Annotated in this window: 11 protein-coding genes; 9 read left to right on the forward strand and 2 right to left on the reverse strand. The window is 52.4% G+C overall.

Going from position 1 to position 22,608, the window contains the following annotated elements:
- Window positions 1–112 precede the first annotated feature (112 nt).
- The 4 genes from KNP77_RS11600 (at window position 113) to KNP77_RS11615 (ending at window position 8,152) form a co-directional block, all read left to right on the forward strand.
- Window positions 113–487, forward strand: coding sequence for a nuclear transport factor 2 family protein (locus KNP77_RS11600; protein WP_070328521.1), 375 nt, complete (start codon window positions 113–115; stop codon window positions 485–487).
- A 148-nt stretch (window positions 488–635) separates the two neighbouring features.
- Window positions 636–1,958 carry an Ig-like domain-containing protein gene (locus KNP77_RS11605; RefSeq protein ID WP_214890919.1) on the forward strand — a complete coding sequence of 441 codons (1,323 nt, stop codon included), beginning with the start codon at window positions 636–638 and terminating at the stop codon, window positions 1,956–1,958.
- A gap of 642 nt (window positions 1,959–2,600) precedes the next feature.
- Window positions 2,601–5,366, forward strand: a complete 2,766-nt coding sequence (locus KNP77_RS11610; RefSeq protein ID WP_214890921.1) for a hypothetical protein — start codon at window positions 2,601–2,603, stop codon at window positions 5,364–5,366.
- Between the two features lie 197 nt (window positions 5,367–5,563).
- Window positions 5,564–8,152 (forward strand): hypothetical protein, encoded by a 2,589-nt coding sequence (locus tag KNP77_RS11615; protein WP_214890924.1) that lies wholly within the window; start codon window positions 5,564–5,566, stop codon window positions 8,150–8,152.
- A gap of 86 nt (window positions 8,153–8,238) precedes the next feature.
- Here KNP77_RS11615 and KNP77_RS11620 read toward each other — a convergent pair whose 3' ends face one another.
- Together KNP77_RS11620 and KNP77_RS11625 are read right to left on the reverse strand one after the other, a co-directional pair.
- Window positions 8,239–8,514 carry a hypothetical protein gene (locus KNP77_RS11620; RefSeq protein ID WP_131464210.1) on the reverse strand — a complete coding sequence of 92 codons (276 nt, stop codon included), beginning with the start codon at window positions 8,512–8,514 and terminating at the stop codon, window positions 8,239–8,241.
- Window positions 8,515–8,693: 179 nt separating this feature from the next.
- Window positions 8,694–10,550, reverse strand: a complete 1,857-nt coding sequence (locus KNP77_RS11625; protein ID WP_214890926.1) for an SH3 domain-containing protein — start codon at window positions 10,548–10,550, stop codon at window positions 8,694–8,696.
- 183 nt (window positions 10,551–10,733) lie between these two features.
- On the opposite strand from KNP77_RS11625, the gene KNP77_RS11630 reads away from it, so the two are divergent.
- From KNP77_RS11630 to KNP77_RS11650, 5 genes are all read left to right on the forward strand, one after another.
- The gene (locus tag KNP77_RS11630) at window positions 10,734–12,860 is read left to right on the forward strand and encodes a heparinase II/III family protein (protein WP_214890928.1); all 2,127 of its coding nucleotides are present in this window, start codon (window positions 10,734–10,736) and stop codon (window positions 12,858–12,860) included.
- 231 nt (window positions 12,861–13,091) lie between these two features.
- Window positions 13,092–15,152 carry a bifunctional metallophosphatase/5'-nucleotidase gene (locus KNP77_RS11635; protein WP_236633334.1) on the forward strand — a complete coding sequence of 687 codons (2,061 nt, stop codon included), beginning with the start codon at window positions 13,092–13,094 and terminating at the stop codon, window positions 15,150–15,152.
- A gap of 180 nt (window positions 15,153–15,332) precedes the next feature.
- Window positions 15,333–18,416, forward strand: a complete 3,084-nt coding sequence (locus tag KNP77_RS11640; protein ID WP_214890930.1) for a CgeB family protein — start codon at window positions 15,333–15,335, stop codon at window positions 18,414–18,416.
- The gene (locus tag KNP77_RS11645) at window positions 18,413–20,575 is read left to right on the forward strand and encodes a glycosyltransferase (protein ID WP_214890933.1); all 2,163 of its coding nucleotides are present in this window, start codon (window positions 18,413–18,415) and stop codon (window positions 20,573–20,575) included. Before KNP77_RS11640 ends, KNP77_RS11645 begins: the two co-directional genes overlap by 4 nt.
- A 58-nt stretch (window positions 20,576–20,633) precedes the next feature.
- On the forward strand, window positions 20,634–22,598 hold the full coding sequence (locus tag KNP77_RS11650; protein ID WP_131464204.1) for a hypothetical protein: 1,965 nt from the start codon (window positions 20,634–20,636) through the stop codon (window positions 22,596–22,598).
- Window positions 22,599–22,608: the final 10 nt, after the last annotated feature.

Here is a 22,608-nt window from a genome sequence, read left to right on the forward strand (position 1 = left end):
GTCTTTTCTATAGACAATCGCAGAGGTACTTTGGGTGGATGAGGTAGTGTCAGATTGGGCGGTCTAAGCAGGAAATGTATGCTATGATGTACGGTGAAAGGAAGGTACAGCTATGGAAACACTCAACATGAAACAACTTTCTGACGACCGGGCATCGCTTCAAACGGCGGGCGACCTTGACGCGATGCGGGGCATCATGCACGATGAATTCCGCTATGTCGACTCGAGCGGGCGTCAGTTCGATAAAGAGACATTTTTAGACCAGTTCGTCGACCCGGCCGCCGTCCAATGGATCGCCCAAGAGACGGTCACGTTCGACGAGACGATCAAAGGTGAGCTCGCTGTCGTGCAACTGTTGCTCGAGGAGCGGTTTATCCTTGGGACGAACGCTTACGAGGGCCGATTCTGGGCACTGCACTTGTACGTGAAAGACCAGGACACGTGGCTCTGGCAAGGCGGACAAGCGACAATGATTCACGAGACGTGATCAGGCATCTCCAGCGATGGAGATGTTTTTTTGTGTACTGAAGAGAAATGTGCACCTAAAATAGAAAATTATGTACCTATTTTTAAAAAAATCCATTAAAATAAAGCTGTTGTCTAATTCGATACATTATTTAGGAGGAATTCATAAAATGAAACAACCGAAATACTTAGCGCTTTTCCTCGCCGGGACACTCGTCATCGGTGGCTTTACACCGACGTTCGTTGCGGCTGAAGGAGACACGACGACTGTCGCCGACGTGACGGCACCTGCTGCGCCGGTCGTAGCGGCACCGTTCCATACGTCGACGTCACTCACGATTCAAGGGGAAATCGGTGCAAAAGCTGAAATCCTTGTCGCTGGGAAAACATACGAGCGCGTCATCCGTACGAACGGTGAAGCCGTGTTCACGATGTCCCCACAACCAGTCGGCCGCGTCATCGATGTCCGTTTAGTCGATGCGAGCGGGAACGCAAGCGCTGTGACACGCGTCATCGTCGCGGAAGACCCGGCGGCACGTCCGGCGGCACCGGTCATCAACCCAGTCGATAACTCGGCTCGTGCGATCGAAGTGACAGGTACACCAGGACTCGCCGTCACTGTGACGGTCGGGGGCAGCACGTTCAACGGCTCGTTCGACGCGAACGGGAACTACCGCCGTGTCATCGCGCTTCAAAAAGTCGGTACCGTCTTGACGGCGCAGGCGAAGACGGCGAACGGTGCGATCAGCGAACTCGTCAAGTCGACGGTCGTAGCGGATAAGGTCGCACCGAGCAAGGCGCGCCTCACGCAAGCGGTCACGACGCTTTCGAACGGGATTGCCGGAACGGCAGAGCCGCTCGCGACGGTCATCGTGACGGTCGACGGGAAAGCGTACACGGCCCCGGTCATGTCGACAGGGAAGTTCGTTCTCCCGATCCCGAAACAACCGCTCGGCAAGAAGATGTCGCTCGTCGTCCGTGACGGTGCCGGCAACCGTAGCGCATCAGAGACGCTCACGGTCCAACACGCGCTCTTCAACAACTTCCACCGTGTCAGTGACGAAGAGGGAAATCGTATCGTCGTTCATAAGGAAGTGTTCGCGGCTGATGGGTCGACTCGTTACAACGAGACGTTCGCACCGTTCTTCTTCGAACGTCCGACGAAAGCGAGCATGGGCTTCCTCTTGCAATACTATGCGGAAGACGGTGAGCCGCTCGAATTCGAGAAGCTCCGTATCCGTGTCGGTTCGGCATCGTACGTCCATACGATCGATCCGTTCGATGTCGACTATATAGAGTACGACGATGGAACCGTCGACGAGACGTATTGGTTCATTCCGGATGCGAAGATGATTGCGTTCATCAAGCAACACGTCCGTCCAGAGAACCGGATCGTCATCACCATCGAAGGCTACGAGTATGAATTCGAATGGGCGCTCCTCGGGGGCGAGAAACGGGCCTTCATTCAATCGCTCCAATACGCGGGTTACTAATATAGAAGAAAGACGTTTTTCATAAGCTACGGACCAAACCGGTTCGTAGCTTTTTTTGTGTATAATTTGCAACTGGACTAGTCAAAATGTATTCCCCAAATTTCAAACTAGTCTTATTGAATCAGTTTTAAAAGTTTGGTCAATGTAAAAATAAGGGTTAAATTATTCCTTATTTTGATACAATCTAAAATTAGACATGGTAATTATATGAGAAGGTAATAAAAGTAAAATTAAATACATTTAAAGGGTTAATCATATCGAAAAATGTCGAAATGGCGTTATATCGGCGTTTTTCGACGATTTTCGACATTTGTAAATAAGGTAAAACTGATATTGAATTATCTTTAAAACTCCAAAATTCAAAATCATTCCCATTTTTGCGAAAAAAAACGCTTGTGCTGATTGGAAGCGTTATGTATATTATGGATGTAAGGTTTTCCAAGTTCATACTTGGTAAATTGTTCAAGATTCACATCTTGAAAAATACCTATCAGTTTAAGTGAAACTCAAGACCTAAAGGATCAGGTTGCATAAGTCGTTCGAACGAATGGCGTATACATATGGAATCGTTTAGTGGGGGGAGCGTAGCTTGCAAGCTGGTAGAGCAAAATCGCAACATACCAAAGGGAGGATTTACACAAGATGGCAAAGAAATCATTCAAGCTAGTCAAAGCGTCAGCAGCACTTGCTGTGACGGCAGCAGCTCTTACTCCGGTAATGGCAGCAGAAGCTTCAACTTCAACAGTAGAACTTAAAGCAGAGGTCGTACTCGGTGGCAAGTTCAAAGAAGCGCTCGCGCTTAACACGCCTAAAGGTGTAGAAATCAAATGGGGCAAATACCTCGTAACAGCAATCAACAAGTGGCAAACAGTTAAAGGCCAAGGTTCTGATGGCAAGACTTACATCAAGAAACTTTACGCTCGTAACTACCCACTTTACATCTTCGATCAAGACCTTGGCGAAGTAAAAGCTGGTTCTGAACTCGAAAAACCATCGATTCGCGTAATGTACCGAGACGGTAAAGTTTACACACAAGCTCCTGAGCGTTTCACAATGAGCTCAACTTACAACACGAAAGATGCAGGCGCACAAAAAGTCCTCATCTCGTACAACCATAACGGGAACCGCATCACTTCGTTCTTGACTTACACAGTTGTCGCAAGCGAAGTTGCATTCTCAAACGTTGCTTCTTCAGTCGATCAAGCGAAAGAAGTTCTTTCTGTAACTGCTGACGTTGAAAACGCTAAAGAAGATACGAAGGCAGATGTTCTCATCTACCCATTCAAAGACGCTTCTAAAGCAATCCCAGTTGCTGCAACAATCAAGGATGGTAAGTTGACTGCTAAGACTCCAGCTCTTCCTGCAGGAACTCACTCATTCGTCATCAAGTCTGGTGAAGTAATGACTGCAGAAACTGCTTTCACAGTTGAAGCTACTGAATTCTCAGTGAAGCCAGTTAAAGTTGACCAACTTGAAGTGAAATTCAACAAAGAAGTTTCAGGCGTTGAAGCTGCTGACTTCAAACTCAACAACGGCCGTTACGTAACTAAAGTAACTGTTGACGCTGACGATAAGTCTAAATTGCTTCTCACACTCAACCAAGACTTGGTTGACCGTGGCGAGTACACGATTTCAGCTAACAACTTCTCAGTTCCATCTGGCGAAGTGACAACTGCGATCGAAAAAGACTTCGAGTTCGAAGTTGCTGCTGCTGCTTCAGTAACACTCACGAAAACAAACTTCCTTGACGGCGACGACATTTTTGACTTCATCGTTGTCAAAGACAAAAACGGCGTACTCTTGTCAAATGATGATGTAGAACTTTCTGCAACTTCATCTGTCTTGAACACAACAACTGGAGAATTCAACTTCTCTGATACTGCTTCTGCAAACACATTCTTCGTAGAAGTTAAAGCAGTAGACGGTGCAGACGTTCTCGCGACTACTGGCGCTGTTAAAGTAACTGTCTCTGATGATCAAGAAATCGCAGCATTCGACGGCGTTAACCTTTCATCAGACCCTAATGCATCAGAAGGCGCATTAGTAACAGCTTACAAGCAAGCTAAGAAAGATGGCGAACTTGACACTACAATCAAAGTTTCTGAAACTGGCGCATTCTTGGATGTATTCGTGAAAGATGTGACTGGAGAAATCCAACTTCTTAACAACGAAACGTACACGAACTTGACTCCAGCGATTGCAACTGTAGCTAGCTCAGGAGCTATCACTGCATATGCAACTGGAACAGCTAAAGTTAAAGTGAAGAGCGGCGACTTCGAGACAATCGTAGAATTCGCAGTTGTAGCTGACTCTAAGATTGCTGACGCAACACTCACACGTTCATCACTCAGCTTTGATTCTGGGGCAGTAGCAGGAGATGATACTCCACAAACTGTTGGAGTTGACTTCCTCGATCAGTACAAAGAAGACTTCCCTGCAGTCATCGAATCAGATGGAGATGTTCGCGTAGCTGGTGACAAAGTTGGTACACTTGAAGTTAAATCGAGCAACACTAACGTGGCGACAGTATCACTCGACGCTAACGGTGATGTGTCAGTTGAAGAAGAGGGTCGCAACGGTTCTGCTACTGTCACAGTCACGTTCAAAGACAACGCTGGTAAAGTTGTATTCACGAAGTCGGTCGCTGTTAAAGTATCTGAATTCGATGCAACAGTCGCTTCTTACGACCTCGTTCTCACATCAGCTAACAAAGCACTCGATGCTGATGTAGACACTAGTGCAATCTCTGATCAAGACGATGAAGTAACTTACGTTGTTCGCGGACTTGACAAGTATGGCAACGTCATCTCAACTGTTGGCGCTGCTGACGTTGAGTATGCAGTCACATACTCTTCAACTGCACACGCTGCTTTCTTCGATGCTACAACTGAAGGAACGCTTCAATTCACAGACGCTGCTGCAACTAAGTTCGCTACTTCTGGTAAAGCGACAATCAAAGCAATCGTGAACGGTGTTCAAGTTGATACAATTTCAGTGGATTACACAAACACTGATTCTGTAGCAACGAAAGCACAAGTCAACACAGCGATGCGCACAATCGACGCATCTGAGTTCGGTGCTTTGGATGTTGATAACCTTCTCTTCGGTAAAGCTGAAAACGGTAAGTTTGTCTTCGCTCCTGCTGTAACGGTCGTTGACCAGTTCGGTAAGACAATGGGTTACGACTTGACGAACAACCAACTTTCTGTTCTTTCAAACGGAGTAGATCTTGAGATCTCACCAGTTGTTACAAACTTGGTTGGTCTTACGTACAATGGTCAGTTCCTCACAATCGAAGGCGACCGCGTATCAGGTACAGCTACAATCGTCGTACCACAAATCACAACTGATGAGAACGGGAACCTCCTTTCTTCACCAGTATCGTTCGACGTAAAAGTCGTCCGTTAATCGTTGACCCTCCCTTAGGGTTAAATAGAGCAAAGTCTTCGGACAGAGCCATCTTGTAAACCGGTAGTGCTTCGGCACTGCCGGTTTTTTCTGTGCTTTGCACAAAAAACTATTCCCCTTTTCTAAAAAAGCAATTATACTTTTTTTGTAATAAAAAATATCATTTCCCATAATTTTAAGAAAAGAGGAAAACATACGTGAAACGAATTACCTTTTTGTTGGTTCTCTTCTTGGTTGCCTCCGGCTTCGCTTTGCCAAGTGCGAACGCCGAGACGACCAATGAGCCGATCCCAGGGCACCACCGGATCTCAAACAGCCCTTACGTCTTACTAAACGACTGGACGGCGCTATATGAGCCTGCGACCGGCGAGCGCATCCCGCTCGAGGAGACGCTAGACATTATGCGTTACCATGACGTCAATAGCTTCGCAAGTATTGATGGTGACCACGTCGTCATCTTGAGAAGTTGCTCGGGTTGTTCCACGACGAGTTACCTCATCGGTTTTGATGGCAGCGTCACCGCTTTCTGGTTCGATGAAGACGACAAATTGCTCGGGGCGGATGTTGAAAATGATCGTTTGCTCTGGTACAAAGACGGCAAGACCGTCATGACAACACTCGACCGCGACGTGATTTGGGAGAAAGACCTTGGTACACGTTACGTGTCGTTGTCGACAGATCGAAAAACGGTGCTCGCCGCGTCGAGCCACCTCGAGACGGTCGACCACGTGTCGGTCGAGACGGGCGCGACGCTCTTCACACGGACGTTGCCTCGCCAACTGAACCCGATTAACAAAGTGCTCACGTTCGAAAAGACGACTGTCTATATGACAGGTTATTCGAACGAGGCCCACTACATTTACAATGAAACGACCGGTGCGGTCACCTTGACGACACGAAACCACTCACGGACTGAATATGCGATGTCGATGGGGGCGCTGCACTGGACCGGACAAAAAGCTTACTCGGTGCACGATGTGACGACCGGCGAAACCGAGACGTACCAAACGGACACCGTGCCGCGCGTCTATAATGACGTCCTCAGTTTCACGGATCAGACGATGCCGATGGCGGATTACAAAAAGCTTCCGACGAAACTCGAACTCGTCGTCGACAAGCGCCAAAATCGCGAAGGGGACACGACGATTTATACGAAGCGTGACTACCCGGTCTATTTGAGCGCGACTTACCTGGACGGGACGACCGAGTCGATCTCGATTGAACGAGCGAAGAAAAATGGCCGTTATGAGCTGTTGACGTCGCCGTTCAATCGGAGCTATGCGACGACCGTCTATTACGATTTTGTTTATCTGGGGAAAGTATTTAGCGGTAGTTTGAATACGACAGATGAAGGGACGGTCAGTTTAAATCGATTTGGTCTTGCTGGTGAAATTGTCGGACAGACGTCGCCGCGGGCAAGTGTCACCGTCCGTGTGTTGAAGTCAGAGACTGACGTGTTGACATACACGGCAAGTGCTGACGCGACGGGTGTCTTCCGTATGCAGACGGAGCGCCTGCTCCCGGGGACACCGCTCACGGTGACGTCGAATTCGAGCGGGACATACGTTTATCGGAAACCGTTCGTCGTGCCGACGCCGAATCCGGAAGCGAACACGATCACGGTCGTGAGCGATTCAGCGGAGGCAGGTGTTGTCTTCAAGACGGTGCCGAATGGGAAAATCGATTTGTACGTCATCGAGTATGCGCACCGCTACTATGACACGATACAAGCGGACGCGAACGGTATCGCCCGTGTGACCGATACGGTCGACCCGATCGCCAAGGGTGTCGAGATCCAGTACGCGCCGGCCGGGACGGAAGGAGCCGAGAAGAAGCTCGTCGTCTATGAACGGGCCGAACCGGTATTCAGTCTAGCCGGCACGCCGAACGAAGGAGATACGACACTCACGATATCTTCGACGGCAAAATTGACGACGTTCACACATTATATCAACGGAAAACACGTCGGGAATGGGAAGACGGTCTCGTTGACGACGCCATTAAAAGACGGGGACGTCATCAAAGTCGTCGCCAAAGCCGGTGACCGGGAGAAGACGCTCGAACATCGTGTCGCCGCAGTTGGTCCGACCATCCTCCAAGTGACGGACGTCGCGATGACGGCGACGCATACGGTCGTCAGTGTTCGCCGTGACACGCGCGCTGTGCTCCAATTCTTCATCAACGGGAAGTTGACGACGGCGACACCGGTCTCACCGACACGCTTCACGGTGCCGGCAAAACCGGGCGACATCGTCCTCGTCCGCTTGACACGAGGCGGGCAAAAGCTCGACACACGCCTTGCCCTTCCGCAAGTGACGTTCAGCAACATTCGTCTCCACGATGAACAGAAGACGTGGGTCGGCATGGTGCTCCCGAACAGTCGCGTCACGTTGCAGAACGGGACGAAACAAATCACGAGCGGCAAGAGCTCATCGACGGGCCGTGTCGTCATGAGCTTGGCACCGCAACCGCTCAAGGCGAAGATCACGCTCGTCAGCACACGCGGTGTCTATCGCTTCGTCCAGACGGTGAACGTGAAGGCGGGTCTTACCCCGGTCATGAAGGTCGCCGCCCCGACGAGTACGATGCGCACGCTTACGGTGAACTCGAACGTCGACTACGGCACGATCACGGTCCGTCGCGGAACGACGCTGATCGCGACGAAGACGGTGACATCGAAATCGACACCGGTCGCGATCGCGGCACAAAAGTCAGGCACACGCCTGACCATCAAATTCACGACGCCGAAAGGGCGTACGCAGACGGTGTATGTGACCGTCCGCTAAACCGAAAAACGCCTGTCCGAATTGAAATCGGGCAGGCGTTTTCTTGTGAAGAAAAACGAGGCGCGTGAAGCACCTCGTTTGAAAAATTAATTGATGACCATGACAGACAGGCAAGACGTCGCCGCTTTGAGGCAGTCGCGCTGCGTATCGTATTTGGCTTTGACGTTCGGGAACCATTTCCAAAGCGCTGCCGAGTCGAGTGAATCGATTTGTTGGAATGGCTCGGCCAATTTCGCTTGCTCACTGACGCGCAGCGTGAACGAGAATTCAGATGTGGCTGACTGGTGCAAATCGATCTCCGCGAGCCGTTGTAAATTTCGTTTATATGTGAATCGCTCGGAACAAGGGAGAAAAGTTGTCATGACCGCACCTCTTTCTATCAGTTTCTTCCACATCAGTATACATTTATATCCATAATTTGTCGCTTCTTTTTTTGTTTTTTTAGGCTGTGATTTTGGATTAATTGACGTTTACTCTTTTATGAATTCCAAATACAAGGAATTGAATAATTTTACGAAATTGCGTTTCGAAAGCATAGAAATTAAGGGGTTCGGACGAGTACATCTGTGTAGCCATACGCTTGAATTCGAATCGATTTTCCTTTGCTCAATCCGTAACTGCCGGCCGCGAGGTATGTCCCTTTGTTCCAATCGCCGGCATCCGACACGTTGCCCACCGCGAGTTGGGTCGGTTCATCATAAGTCCCGCCTGTCTTGAACTGTTGAGCGTGTTGTAGCCATGCCTGGTCCGACGAGCGGATGAAGATGTACCCGCTGCTCAGTTTGACTTCGACTTTTGGTGCGGGCTTTTGAAAAGCATGCAACGGTTGTCCGTTCACTTTGACGATGCCGAGACGTCCGTCGACATCGGCGACTTCGACGGAGACGATGTGCCGCTTTCCGTTTTGGATGGACACGTGACGGTACAGACCGGGTGCCTCGTATGGTTCAAGAATCATTTGACTGTCAAGGGTGCCGAACTGATGCAATTTCGGATTGGAATGCGTCCGCTTGAAGGCAATCTGTTCGAACTGACCCGTTGGACCGATGAGCCCGATCAACTCGTATTGATAAAGATCCGTTCGGTCGGTCTTCAAATCACGAAGCGGGCGATCGTGACGGACGAGGATGTCGTTGTCGTTCGCCAAGACGAACGGGTGATCATACGTCGTTGTGCCGAGTGAGGCGTTCACGTCGAGGATGAGCCGCTGCCAAGACTCAAGCGTCCCCATCTCGATGCGTGTGTTGGTCGCTTTCGCGTTTGTCTCGAATGCGAGTCGGTATGAGGGGAGGGCGTCGTCCGTGACGTGTTTTAAACCGAGCTGCGTGAACCATTGACGTAGCGTCTTGTCATCGATGGTTCGATTCGCCATCATCTCGGTCCAAGAACTGATTCGCCGCTCAGGGTCATTCATCCACCGTCCGCGAACGAGCGTCGCTTGCGGTCTTGTCCCGCGGATGAGGCCGAATTGACCGTCGAGCAGCTGATTGGCGTCCACACCTTTAAGGTTACGGACGACGGTCGTTTTTCCGAGTGTGACTTGGGCGTCCGGGTAGAGGCTCTCTAGGTGCGTGATCGTCCCATTGATTTGGACGTCGGCCGTGTAGCTGTGGGCGGACGGATATAGGTCGCCCATCCGCAGGACGAGGCGGTCGATCGTCGCTTTACCGGTGAGGGTGGCGCGACCTGTCAAGTCGACTTGCCGGAACGTTCCGTTCAAGCGCAAATCGCTTTCCCCGTAAAACCCTTTCTCATACGGTCTAGCGCCATACGTCGCGAGCTGGCGAACCGGGGCGGCCGCCGTGATCGTGACGGGCAGGTTCGGGAAGGCGTCAATCGGGACGACGAACGTGTGGATGCGGCTCGCCGCCGTGGCATCGATCTGAATCTGGGCAGCTTTAGGGCCGCGCAAATCAAATTTCAGCTCTTTATAGCCGGTCACGGTATTTCCGGATATGATCGGCAGTCCGAAGATTGTCTGCAGGGTGGCCATGTTTTTTTTGAAGAACGGCAGCAGCGGCGGGTCGATTTTATAGCTTTTCCCATAAATGCTGATCACCGAACCGCCTTTGTAAGAGGCGAACTGTGTATACGCATAACTTGGTGCCGGCAACGTGCCCGCCCCCGGTTTCGGCGCGGCGGTCTGCTTCTTGATGTCGCGCTTGGCGACGTAGCCTTTCTGCTTGCCGTATTGGACGTTCGACCAGCTGCCTTTATCGGACAAGTGGGTGACGACCTTGCCTTTCGGTATGGTGACGAGCGTCTTCGCTTTCGTCGACGCCGATTGCTTGAGGGCGACTTGCTTCACGGTCACATATGTTGCCTTCGCCGAGACGGCCGGCGGGAATACGCCGATGAGGAGTGTAGCGATCAAGGTGAAGATGATAAATCGTTTCATGGGACTGGACTCCTTTACGCATTTTCTTTCAGTATAGCAACGACCGGATATGCAAACAGACCCTTTTGTCAGAAGATGGAAATGAGTTATTTGGAAACGGAAATAAAAAATGGTTCCCTTCATTTTGAAAAAGTTTCCTTATGTACGTGTTATGATGGTAAAAAAAGATAAATGGGGTATTCGATGAACACATTAATGAAAGGGACGCTTCTCACGACGGCGCTCGTCATGGCGGCGACGTCTGTCGGGGCCGAGGCCGGCGCGCGTCCCTTCTTCACAGAAGTCGCGAAAGACACGACCGTCTATCGGCTCATGCCGGATAAGTCGATGAAGCCGATCGCATTGCTCGCGCCGAACAAGCGCTATGACGTCGTCGGTGTCTCGGGCGGGTACTATCAAGTCGAGGTCAATGGACGCCGTACATACGGATTGAAACGGGACATCCCGCTCAAGACGGCACTCCTCACGCAGGCGGTCGTCGCTGACAGTCAGTACGACCGTCTGCTCCACAACTATACGGCGCGCTCGGTGAAGCGCGAAGTGCCATATTATTATGGTTTCTTGACCGAGGCGCAGGCGGTATCGCAAGCGGACTCGGCGCTCAAAGGCAGTTGGCGTCTCGGTGCGGCACCGGGTCGACAAGCCGTCCCGGACATCGCGACGTTCGATTGGGAGCGTGACATTCGAGTCGGCGACTCGACGTCGTTCATGTTCCAGGCCCAGTACTGGATGGTCTTGAACCAAGTGACTATGGCGTACCATTACACGAAAGATGCCAAGTATTTGGCATACGGTAAACAGCTCGTCGAAGGGTGGATCAAGCAGTATCCGACGGCGCAGTATAAGCGTTATCCGAATGCCTACCATCAGCAAGGGACGGCCATCCGGACGTTCCACTTGATCAACTTTTGGAATCAATTTAAAAAGTCGCGTCTGAACAACGACCCGGCGTTCAGCGCGCTCGTGTTGCGCACGGTCGAAGGTCACGGTGACATCCTATCGACGCCGTCATTTTATCGTCCGCGCCATAATCACGGCATCTTCCAAGACATGGCGCTTACCGATATCGCCGAGACGTTCCCGGAACTCGAACGGTCATCGGAGTGGCGCGACCTCGCCGCGTTGCGTCTGACCGAGCAGCTCGACCACTCGTTGAGTCCGGACAACGTCCATCTCGAGCATTCGCCGGGCTATCAAGTGTACACGTATGAGATGCTGTACCGCTTCAATCGCTGGATCGAGGCGAACGCCTTCACGACGTCACCACGGCTCGAAGCCGTCCGACAGATGCCGGAGACGCTGACTCATCTCGTCAAGCCGAACCGGACGCTGCCGCTGTTTGGGGACACGACAGGCGAGCCGCGGACGATGTCGATGATATCGACGCTGCGCAATTATCCGCATCTCATGTATGCGGTCAGTGGCGGGAAGGAAGGGGAACGCCCGCTCGAACGGACGAAACAGCTCCATACCCAATACGCGATTCTACGTGAACATTGGGGTGAGAAGGAGCCGTTCGCTGATGCCATCTCCCTCATGATGACGGCCGGCTTCCATAATACGGCGCACAAGCATCAAGACGACTTGAGCATCGACTTGTACGGCTACGGCCGTGACTTCATCGTCGAGACGGGACGCTTCGGGTACACGACGCTTCCGCAGAGAAATGCAGCGGTGCACGTCAACGCCCATAACACGGTGAACACTGGCACCCGGCAATTGACGCTTCATCCGAGTACGATCGGTAAGAGCGGGATCGTCTCGGTCGAGGAGACGGAAGGGTTACAACGAGCACTTGGGTACAGCGAGTTGATTGGGCAGGATATGCACCATACGCGCAGTATCGCCCATGATCAAGCGGGCACGGTTATTGTCGCCGATACGATTCGGTCGGACTCGCGTGCCTCGTTCACCCAACGTTTCCACCTCGGTGTCGGGTTAGAACCGGTCGCGGAACAAACTGGTGAGATGACGTTCCGCGACAAAGAGGGACGCACTCTCCAAGTCGTTCAGCTTCCGGTCGCGTCGTCTGGTGCGATGAAACGAGAGTCGAGCTTTATCGCCTACCGTGACTTCGAGTGGGTGCCGCGTCACCAAGTCGTCTCGACGAAAACGGGTGCAGGGACATCGTTCGTCACGTTGTTCCACATGTCGAAGTCGGGGACGAACGTTACGTTCTCGAACGTGGTTGAGAATGATGCGAGTTATGTTGTCACGTATTCTCTTTCGGACGGACGCTCGCGGACGATTGAGATGCCGAAGGGTGAAGGACCGGTGTTGGAGCTTGAGGAAGGTGAAATATCAGAATGAGTGAGAGGATGCCAATAGGTGTCCTTTTTTTCAAAATTCAAAAGAAATAACGAAATATTTACAGAAAAGTAATTGTGTTATTCTATGAGATTGCGTATCTTTAAAAGTGAAGTCTGTACGTGTTTTGTAATCGCTTCCATTGGCTTGAGGTCAGACATCTGGCAGTGGCGACGAAATGGCGGTTATGACTTCGGTTCGGTCGACTTATACATAATAGAGGAGGAACAGTGCATGTTGAATTCGAAGACACGCAAGTTTTATCAAGGGATGCTCGCGGCGACGCTCACGGCATCGGTGATCGCCCCAGCGGTCGTGACAGAGGCAGCCCCGGCCAAAAAAACGATCAAGTTGAAGGCGGCTTTCGTTGAGAACGGGGATCTTGACGCAGCGCTCGACAAGACATACCAAGGCAACAAGATCTATTGGTACAAATCGACAGTCAACATGGACAAGCTCGGTACATATCAAACGGTAAAAGGCTACATCAAGTGGAAGAACCAACACTTCGAGAAGAAAGTACGCGTCATCAACTATCCGAAAGCGATCATCGCACCGAAGGGTGAGTGGACGTTCAAGCACGGCGAGAAGTTGACTGGGCAATTGAACACACTCCAAATCCAATTCGTCGACCGCGTTCTACGCCAACCGGTGAAGTGGACGAACTTATCGACTGACAAGATTGGGAAATTCACGGCGACGGCATCGTACACGCACAAAGGCCGCACGGTGACGCTCGACGTTCCTTACGAAGTAAAAGGTTTCGAACTCTCGTTCATGCATACGAACGACACGCATGCGTCGCTCGACTTTGCGGCGAACCGTGCTTCGGCAGTCAAAGAACTCCGTGCCGCTAACCCGAACCGCCTCTTAGTTGACGCGGGTGACGTCTTCTCAGGCTCGCTCTACTTCAACGAATTCAAAGGACAAGTCGATCTTAAGCTCATGAACTATATGAAGTACGACATGATGGTACCGGGTAACCACGAGTTCGACCTCGGCACAGAGCAAGGCCATAAAGAGTTGGCACAATTCGTCCGTTACGCGAACTTCCCGTTCGTCAGCTCGAACGTCGACTACTCGAACGATCAATACGTGAAGTCGCTCTTCCGTGATGAGATCGCGACGAAGCCTTACAACGGTCGCTTGTATGAAGGGATCATCCAAGAAGTCGACGGTAAGAAAGTCGGATTCTTCGGTTTGACGACGGAAGACACGGCGAACATCGCGAGCCCAGGACCGATTCAATTCCAAAACTATATCGACGAAGCGAAAAAAGCCGTCAAAGCGTTCGAAGACATGGGCGTCGACCAAATCGTCGCTGTCTCGCACCTCGGTTACGACGACAACCCGGCAATCGACAACGACCTCGAACTCGTGAAAAACGTCGACGGCATCGATGTCATCATCGGCGGTCACTCACACTCACGTCTTGACGCACCGGTCGTCATCACAGAAGGTGGTAACTCGACCGTCGTCGTCCAAGCGTATCAATACGGTGACTTCCTCGGTACACTCGACCTCGTCTTCGATAAAGACGGAAAAGTCGTCTCACAAGCCGGTAAGCTCATCGATGTGAAGACGTATGCACCAGACCCAGGCGCAGCCCGACTCCTCGCACCGTTCGCGGCTGAAATCGACGGCATCAAGAACGCTGAAATCGGCGCGACAGCGACTGCCGAGTTTGAAAACTTGCGTGACGCAGGTGACGTGACGAAGCCGAGCGTTCGTAAAAATGAGACGGCTCTTGGTAACTTGATCACGGACGGCATGCTCGAACGTGCGAAACAAGCCGACCCACAAGTCGTCGCGGCGATTCAAAACGCGGGCGGTATTCGTGCTAAAATCGATGCAGGCCCAATTACGACAGGCGAAGTGCTCACGACGCTTCCATTCGGAAACACACTCGCGGTCATGACGCTTCAAGGCAGTGAGTTGCTCGCGGCACTTGAACGTAGTGTCAGCGTCTATCCGATCGAGAGCGGCGGCTTCCTCCACATGTCTGGCATGAAGCTTGAGTTCGATAGCTCGAAACCGGCGAACAGCCGTGTCGTCAAGGCGCAAGTGCTCCAAGGCGAGACGTATGTCGACATCGACCCGGCAGCAACTTACAAGATTGCCACAAACTTCTTCGCAGCGAAGGGTGGCGACAACTACCTCGAGTTCAAGAAGGCTTATGAAGAAGGACGCGTCAACGACCTTGGTCTCATCGACTGGGAGATCATGCGTGACTATCTCGTGAAGCAAGGCGAAGTCACACCAACTGTTGAAGACCGTATCAAAGACGTCAAATAATGATTTTCGAAAGGACATCCACTGGGTGTCCTTTTTTTGTCTCCGTTTTGTCAAACAGATGATTTTGCCTTTTGAATTGAGCGTTTGCTATAATCAATGGGTGTCGAAACGAGATGTTTCAAATAACAGGGCATCGGTTAAAGAGAAAACGATGCCATTATGAATTTGGAGGAACCCCCCATGAGTTGGAAACGAAAAGTGAAGCGTGGTGTCTATTTAGGCATGCAACGCGGCAAACGAATCGGCCGTCGGTTGATGAAAGGAACGAAGACGCAAGTGCAGACGAGACAGTTCGTCGAAGTCGTCCCGTCTTGGCACGCTCGGACGTCTGCGAACTATGAAGTTGACGGTGCGGCGCTCGTTTCTACGATGGCTGAAAAACAATTTTTATCATACGGTGAGCGCGCCTCGTCGTTTCGGACGGTACCTGGTGCGAACTCATTTCAACTCAACCCGTCAATCCGCGAGTTTGACGCGAGTTTAAACGTTGAGAAGAGCGGTGACATCGAAGTCACGTTGCTCGTCATGATTTATAGCGACGAAGAACGCAAACGTGTCGTTCGCGTCGGAGACGGTGTCCGTACGACGGTCTCGCTTGTAGACGGTGAGACGAAGACACGCTTTGTGATTCAAACGCAAGGAAAAGGTCGGGTCTTGATTCAATCGCTCCTGATTGACGGACAATCGCTTTGGAACGTCGAAGGAATGAGCAGTGCGGTGGCAGACGCCGACTTTGACGCGATGATTCCTTTAGATGTGGATTCGCTCGAACTCATCTCGCCGCTTAGCCGAATCGTTGAGATCGGTGGCGGACTCATTCGTGTCAGCGGGCAAGGGAACCAATACGAGCACTACGGTGTGCTCGAGACGGCGCTCCCTCACGTCGACACCGAACGCGGTATCGATTTTTCGCTCGCTGATATGGACGATTACGTCTATCGTTTCTATTTAAAAGGAGAAGCCGAAGAGCTGGCGAAAGCGACGTTGTTCGTCGCGACGTATGCCCACGGTGAACGCGACCAGCTCATCGAGGTCCCGCTCGGCTTCAGTAACGTCTTGAGCCTTACACCGAGCCATGATTCGGTTCGCTATTTCATCCGTTTCCACGGCAACGGTACACTCTCAGACTTGAAGCTCGGCGTCATCCGTGAGAACAGTGTACGCCGTACCGAGACGTTCGACCTTGACCCGACGTTCTGGACGATCCCGACACCGGAATCAATCAAGTTAAAACAAGATCCGTCTGGTCTCCGTCTCGTCCTCGATGTCGAGCCGGACGTGCGCCGCTACGTGTCGTATATGGAAACGAACAACCGCTTCACGGTCCTCCCGAAAGAGAAACCGTATACGGTCCGACCGAACCATCGTTACCGTGTGACGGTCGACGGTGAACTCGATGCGAACACCGGTGTCGTCCTCTACATCATCTCGTATTCGTTGACTGAGCGGTTGTCGATGCAGCAAGTACAACTCGGCAGCGAGAAGATTTTCGAGTTCGGGAAAGACGTGCGCTACCTGCGCTTCGCACTCCGCGTCGACGGGACTGGCGAAACGCTCGTCACGAACATCCGCGTCACCGAAGAGATCATCACGGACCGGACGCAAGTGCCAGAGTGGATCGACCCACGCGAGGCCCGTCTGTTTGAAGCGAAACCACGCGAGCTTCACGAGATGAAAGTCGCAGCCATCTTTGATGAGTTCACGACCGCCTCGTATCGCCCTGAATGTGAACTGATCACGTTCTCGCCGGACGATTGGCCGGCTGTTCTCGCCGACCGTCAACCGGACTTCCTCATGGTCGAATCGGCCTGGAAAGGGAACGACAAGACGTGGGAGAAGAAAATCGTCAAATATGGCACGAACACGTGGGAAGAGCTCGATGCGCTCCTCGACTGGTGCCGCGTCAACAACGTGCCGACCGTGTTTTGGAATAAAGAAGACCCGATTCACTATGACCGCTTCATCGAGACGGCGAAACGGTTCGACTTTGTCTACACGACGGACGCTAACATTCTCGATAACTATAAAGAAGACTGCGGACATGACCGGGTCGGCGCTTTGCCGTTCGCGGCGCAGCCGAAAGAGCATAATCCGATCCGCCTGCCGGGCACACGTGAACCGTACGCCTCGTTCGCCGGTTCGTATTACGCAAACCGTCACGAATCGCGCCGTATCGATATGGATCGCTTGTTCGCGGCGGCTGATAAGTATGGCCTTGTCATCTATGACCGGAACTATGAAATGAACCAACGCGGTGAGACGGATCAACTCCAATTCCCGGAGCAGTTCCGTAAATCCATCCGCGGCAGCTTGAAGTACAACCAAATCGCTAAAGCGTATAAAGGCTTCAAAGTCATGCTGAACGTCAACTCGGTGAACGATTCACCGACGATGTTCTCACGCCGCGTGTTCGAAGGGCTCGCTTGTGCGACGCCGGTCGTCAGTACGCGCTCTGTCGGCGTCAAGCAGATGCTCGGGGATTACGTCTTCCTAGACGAAGGCGACGAGATGCTCGAAGAGACGTTCCGCAAACTGCTCACGGACGACAGCTTCTATGAAGACGTCGCCATGGGCGGCATGCGACATGTGCTCAAGTACCACACGTACACACAACGTCTCGCCCAAGTCGTCGGCAACATCGGTCTGCCGTATCGTGTCGATCACCCGGAAGTCGCGCTCGTCGCGTTCGTCCGCTCAGCCGACGAGATGGACCGCGCCGTCGAGACGTTCCGCGCGCAAGACTACGAGCATAAACACCTCGTCGTCTTCCTCGACAAGTTCGAGGGGCATCTTGACTTGTATGAAGCTTACAACACCGAGGACATCTCGACGTTCATGCTCAGTTACTTGACGCAATATAACGCCTTGTCTGAGATTCTTGAAGGCTTCGACTGGATGGCGTTCATCCGTCCGAGTGACTATTACGGACCGGCGTACGTGTCTGACTACATGCTCGCGACGCGTTACGCGGACTCGAACATCTTGACGAAAGAAGATTACTTCGTCTGGAAAGACGGACTCGAAAAAATTGACTCGGACGGCACGTACCGCTACGTCTTCGACGCGACCCCGTCGCGCTCGATCATGAAGCCGGATGTGCTCCGCTTCTACAGCGTCCTTGAAGCGCTCGATGTCTTAAAACAAGACGAGACGCTCAAAGAGCTCGCTCAGTCCGGAGAACGGATCTTCAGTACAGACCCGTATCAATACGTGAAAGCAGGGAGCGATATGCCAAAAGCGGTCGCTCAGGAGGTACAATTATGACGACACCACTTCGCGTCCTCGTCTATGGGGATGTCAATTTAAATTTGATCGACGGGTCGGCCATTTGGCTGACGTCCGTCGTCTCGATGTTGAACCAAGACCCATCGATTCAAGTCGACGTGCTGCTGAAGCGCTCGATCACAAAACCGGAAGTGACGGCCGGCATCCGTGAGTTGCCGAACGTCCGCTTCATCGATGTGTTCGCCAAAGATTCAGGCAGACAAGACGCGCCGTACTACGAGCGCGGGGTACTCCAAGCCGACGAAGCGGCCGGGCTGATTGACGAGTTGATGACGACAGGCGGCTACGACATGTCATTCATCCGTGGCTTCCAGCTTGCCTACGACTTGTCACAGTATGAACGGACGATGGCGAAGACGTGGACATATATCACCGACTTCACACACGACCATACGCAGGCGTCGGCAGAAGAACTCGCCCGCTTGCAGCAGATCGCGTCGCGTTCGGCGCGCATGCTCTGTCAGACCGAGGCGATGAAGACGTATTTCGAATCGTTCCTGCCGACGGACCGGCCGTTCCTCATCTTGAACCCGATGATCCCGAACGTGAAAGACGAGACGCCGACGTTCACGAAACCGAACGATCGCCTCGTCTATACGGGCAAGTTCGCCCCGCTATGGTATTCGACGGAGATTCTCGACGCGTTCGCGAAGCTTCGGGCCGACTACCCGGCCGAACTCCACGTCGCCGGCGACAAGTTTAATCAAGACCCGAACAACCCGAACTTTAAACGAAACGTACTCGCCCGCTTGAAGGCGGATGACGGCGTCCATTGGTTGAAAGGGATTCCACGCGCCGATGTCGAGACGTTGATCGACTCGAGTGCGATCGGTGTGTCGTGGCGTCATCCGGAGCTCGACGCGAGTCTTGAACTGTCGACGAAACTTCTCGAGTACGGATCGCTCGGAAAACCGGTGCTGTTGAACCGTAACCCGATGCACGAACTCATCCTCGGTGCGGACTATCCGCTATTCGTCAATTCGGAAGACGAGTTCATCGAGAAGGCGAAGCTCGCGCTCACAGATGAACGTGTCTATCGTGATGCGGCGAGTCGCCTCTATGAGATGGCGCAGTATTATACGTTCACGAACACGTATAAACGTCTCCACGATGAACTGTGGGGGATGAAGAAGATCAACTTGCTCTTCGCCGGACACGATTTCAAATTCCTGCGTCTGTTCATGGACTACTTTGAGCGCCATCCGCGCTTCAACGTCTTGATTGACGAGTGGGAAGGTCACAAAATCCATGACGTGAATCACAGTAAGGCGTGCTTGGACCAGGCCGATATCATCTTCTGTGAGTGGGGTCTCGGTAACGCGGTCTGGTATTCGCACCATAAAAAGCCACACCAGACGATGATCGTGCGCATCCACCGCCAAGAGAAAGAGACGCCGTTCCCGCGGGAGTACAACCTTCACAACATCGACCGGATCATCCTCGTGTCGCCGTATATGCTCGAAGAGATGTACCGCTTGTTCCGGATCCCGCGCCATAAGATGACGATGATTTACAACGCGGTCGACGGGACGCGTCTCATCCAACCGAAACAGCTGGACGAGTTGACGTTCCACCTCGGTATGATCGGGGTCAATCCGAAGTTGAAACGACTTGATCTCGCGCTCGACATGCTCGAGACGCTCCGCAAGGAAGACACGCGCTACAAGCTGTTCATCAAAGGGCATCATCCGAACGAGATTTACTGGATCAACAAACGGGAAGACGAGCGCGCCTATTACGATCGTCTGCTCGAACGACTTGAGGAACCGACGTTCAAGGACAGTGTCGTCTTCGACGGTCACGGTGATGATGTTCCGGAATGGCTGACGAAAATCGGCTTCATCTTATCGACGAGTGACCTCGAGAGCTTCCATCTTGCGCCAGCAGAGGCGATGACGTCGGGAACGTTCCCGATCATCCGCCATTGGACGGGGAGTGAAACGATTTATCCGGACGACGTGCTGATGGAAAACGTGCTAGACGGCGTCGACATCATCCGATCGTTCCGCGATGATTCAGCCAAGCTACTCGCAGCGACACAAGACTATATGGCTTACGCACATCATCATTTCGCCATCGAGACGCTCGCACCGAAGCTTGAACAGCTCCTTTTGATAGAATTGAATCGGAAACACTAAAAGCAAGCCCGGTCATTCCGGGTTTGCTTGTTTTGAAATTATTTTGAGGAGATACGCTATGAGCCATTTTATATATGAATCGACTGGTCAGACGCTTGATTTCGAGCGCCGCGACGGTCTGACACACATCGTCTCGGAGACGCCGCTCGACGTTCGTCTCGGTATGTACGATCAGTCACGAGACGAACCGAACGGGATGAACATCTCGTTCACGTTAGACGAACAGTTCAGCGTCGCCGTCCCGTTCAATAACTTGATCCCGGTCTACTATTCAGAAAGTCCGGTCGTCGTCGGGACGTCACTTGAAGAAGTGGCACAGCTAGCCGGGAAAACGGCCGTTCGCGCAGAGGCCGTCTCTCAGATGCGCCTCATTGGGCATGTGTTTGGGGACGGGACTCGCTTCGAAGGGGTCAAACGTCTCGGTGCGGGCGAACGATTGACGGTGCGTGACGGAGCGATATTGATCGACACGTGGGACGAACTTCCGCAAAGTACGCCACAACTCCGCGACGATTTTGTCGACTCGTGGATGACGGCGCTTCGAAACGCGGTCAACGTACCGATGCAAGCCGTCAATATCCCGTTCGCCGGGTCAGCGCTCGACGTGTTGCTCACAAAACTTTATCTCGAAGCCGGAAAAAACGTGACGCTGCACGTACCTGACATGGGAGGGAACGAGGCGCGTGTCGCACGCGACTTGTTCGACGACATCGAGCTCGCCGAGACGGCTGCCCCGGAGGCGACACTCGCATTGTCGCTCTCTAAACGGATCGCTGCTTCCTATGAGGCGACAGACGGCAACTTGACTGCCTATGAGAGCATCCCGACCGGTAGAGCCGTCGACCTTGACTATGTCGAGGTTGGGAAACACGGGACGGATTGGTTGTACGGGAAACACGTGTTTTTGAAAGACAACATGGATGAGCACGAAGCGAAGCAACAATTATCACGTAAAGCGATTCGTGCATTCGAAGGATTTGGTGAAGCGGAACGCGAACAAGTTGAAGGTATGCTCGACCGCCTATTCGACGCAGAACCGGAACGCGATTGGAACGGCCGGCTCGAAGCGGTCTGGTTCCATTTGAAAATCGAACATTTCCATGCTTACGCACGGCGTGGGTTCATGGGTGAGATGACGCTGTTGCAACCGCTCTTCGATCGCGACGTCTTGCGTCACATCCTCGAAGCGCCATACGAACTGCGCCGCCAAGGTCATCTCGTCAAAGTTGCGCTCGAGGAGCTATTTGGTACGAAGCCGCTCCACTTCGTCAAGGAGACGTTCGCTTGGAGTGATGCACCGCTGCTGCCGACGGTCGTACAGACGCCGCTCAACTGGCGGCTCATGCTTGAGGCGACCGCATCCACTCAAGTGAAGCGAATGAATGAATTGCTCGGTGTCGAATCGGGCGTGACTGAGGCTTTCCAACCGAGCGAGACGCCAGACCATGGTTACGTCTCACTTTGGAACGACTGGACGGCTAAAAACTGGTCGGCCCGCCTGTCTGGTTCGGAAATCGAACCGGAGACGGTCGAGTTGATGATTCCGGAGGCACACAAGCCGCGCAGTGTCACGATCAAGCCGTTCATCTATCACTACTTCATCCCGTTCAACGCCGAACTGTTCAACATGCGTGAAGAAGGATTTGCCACCCATATCGAAGTCAAACCGCTCGGCGGGGAGAACGGCTACGTACAATTGTTCAACCAGAGCTTCAGTGCGCCGCCATCGACAGAGTTCCAAAAAGATGCGACACTCGGTAGCGCCCCTTATATAAACATCGAAGGAACGATCGAACTCGTGTCTGACGAGACGACACCGATCGAACTATACGTCATGCAATACGATGCGAAAAAGAATTTGAAGAAGACGGCGTTCAGCCATGAACTCCGTCCCGGCGCGAACACGCTCCGCCACCGTTTGCCGAAAGAAGTCGAGGCCAAGTTCGTCAAGTTAGCGATTAAATTCCAAAACAATCAACACACCGTCCAAGTGAGGATGGGGTCGTGGGTCATAGAAAGCTGAGGAAATCGTC

The organism is Exiguobacterium sp. s142, assembly GCF_018618455.1.
Classification (GTDB): domain Bacteria; phylum Bacillota; class Bacilli; order Exiguobacteriales; family Exiguobacteriaceae; genus Exiguobacterium; species Exiguobacterium aurantiacum_A.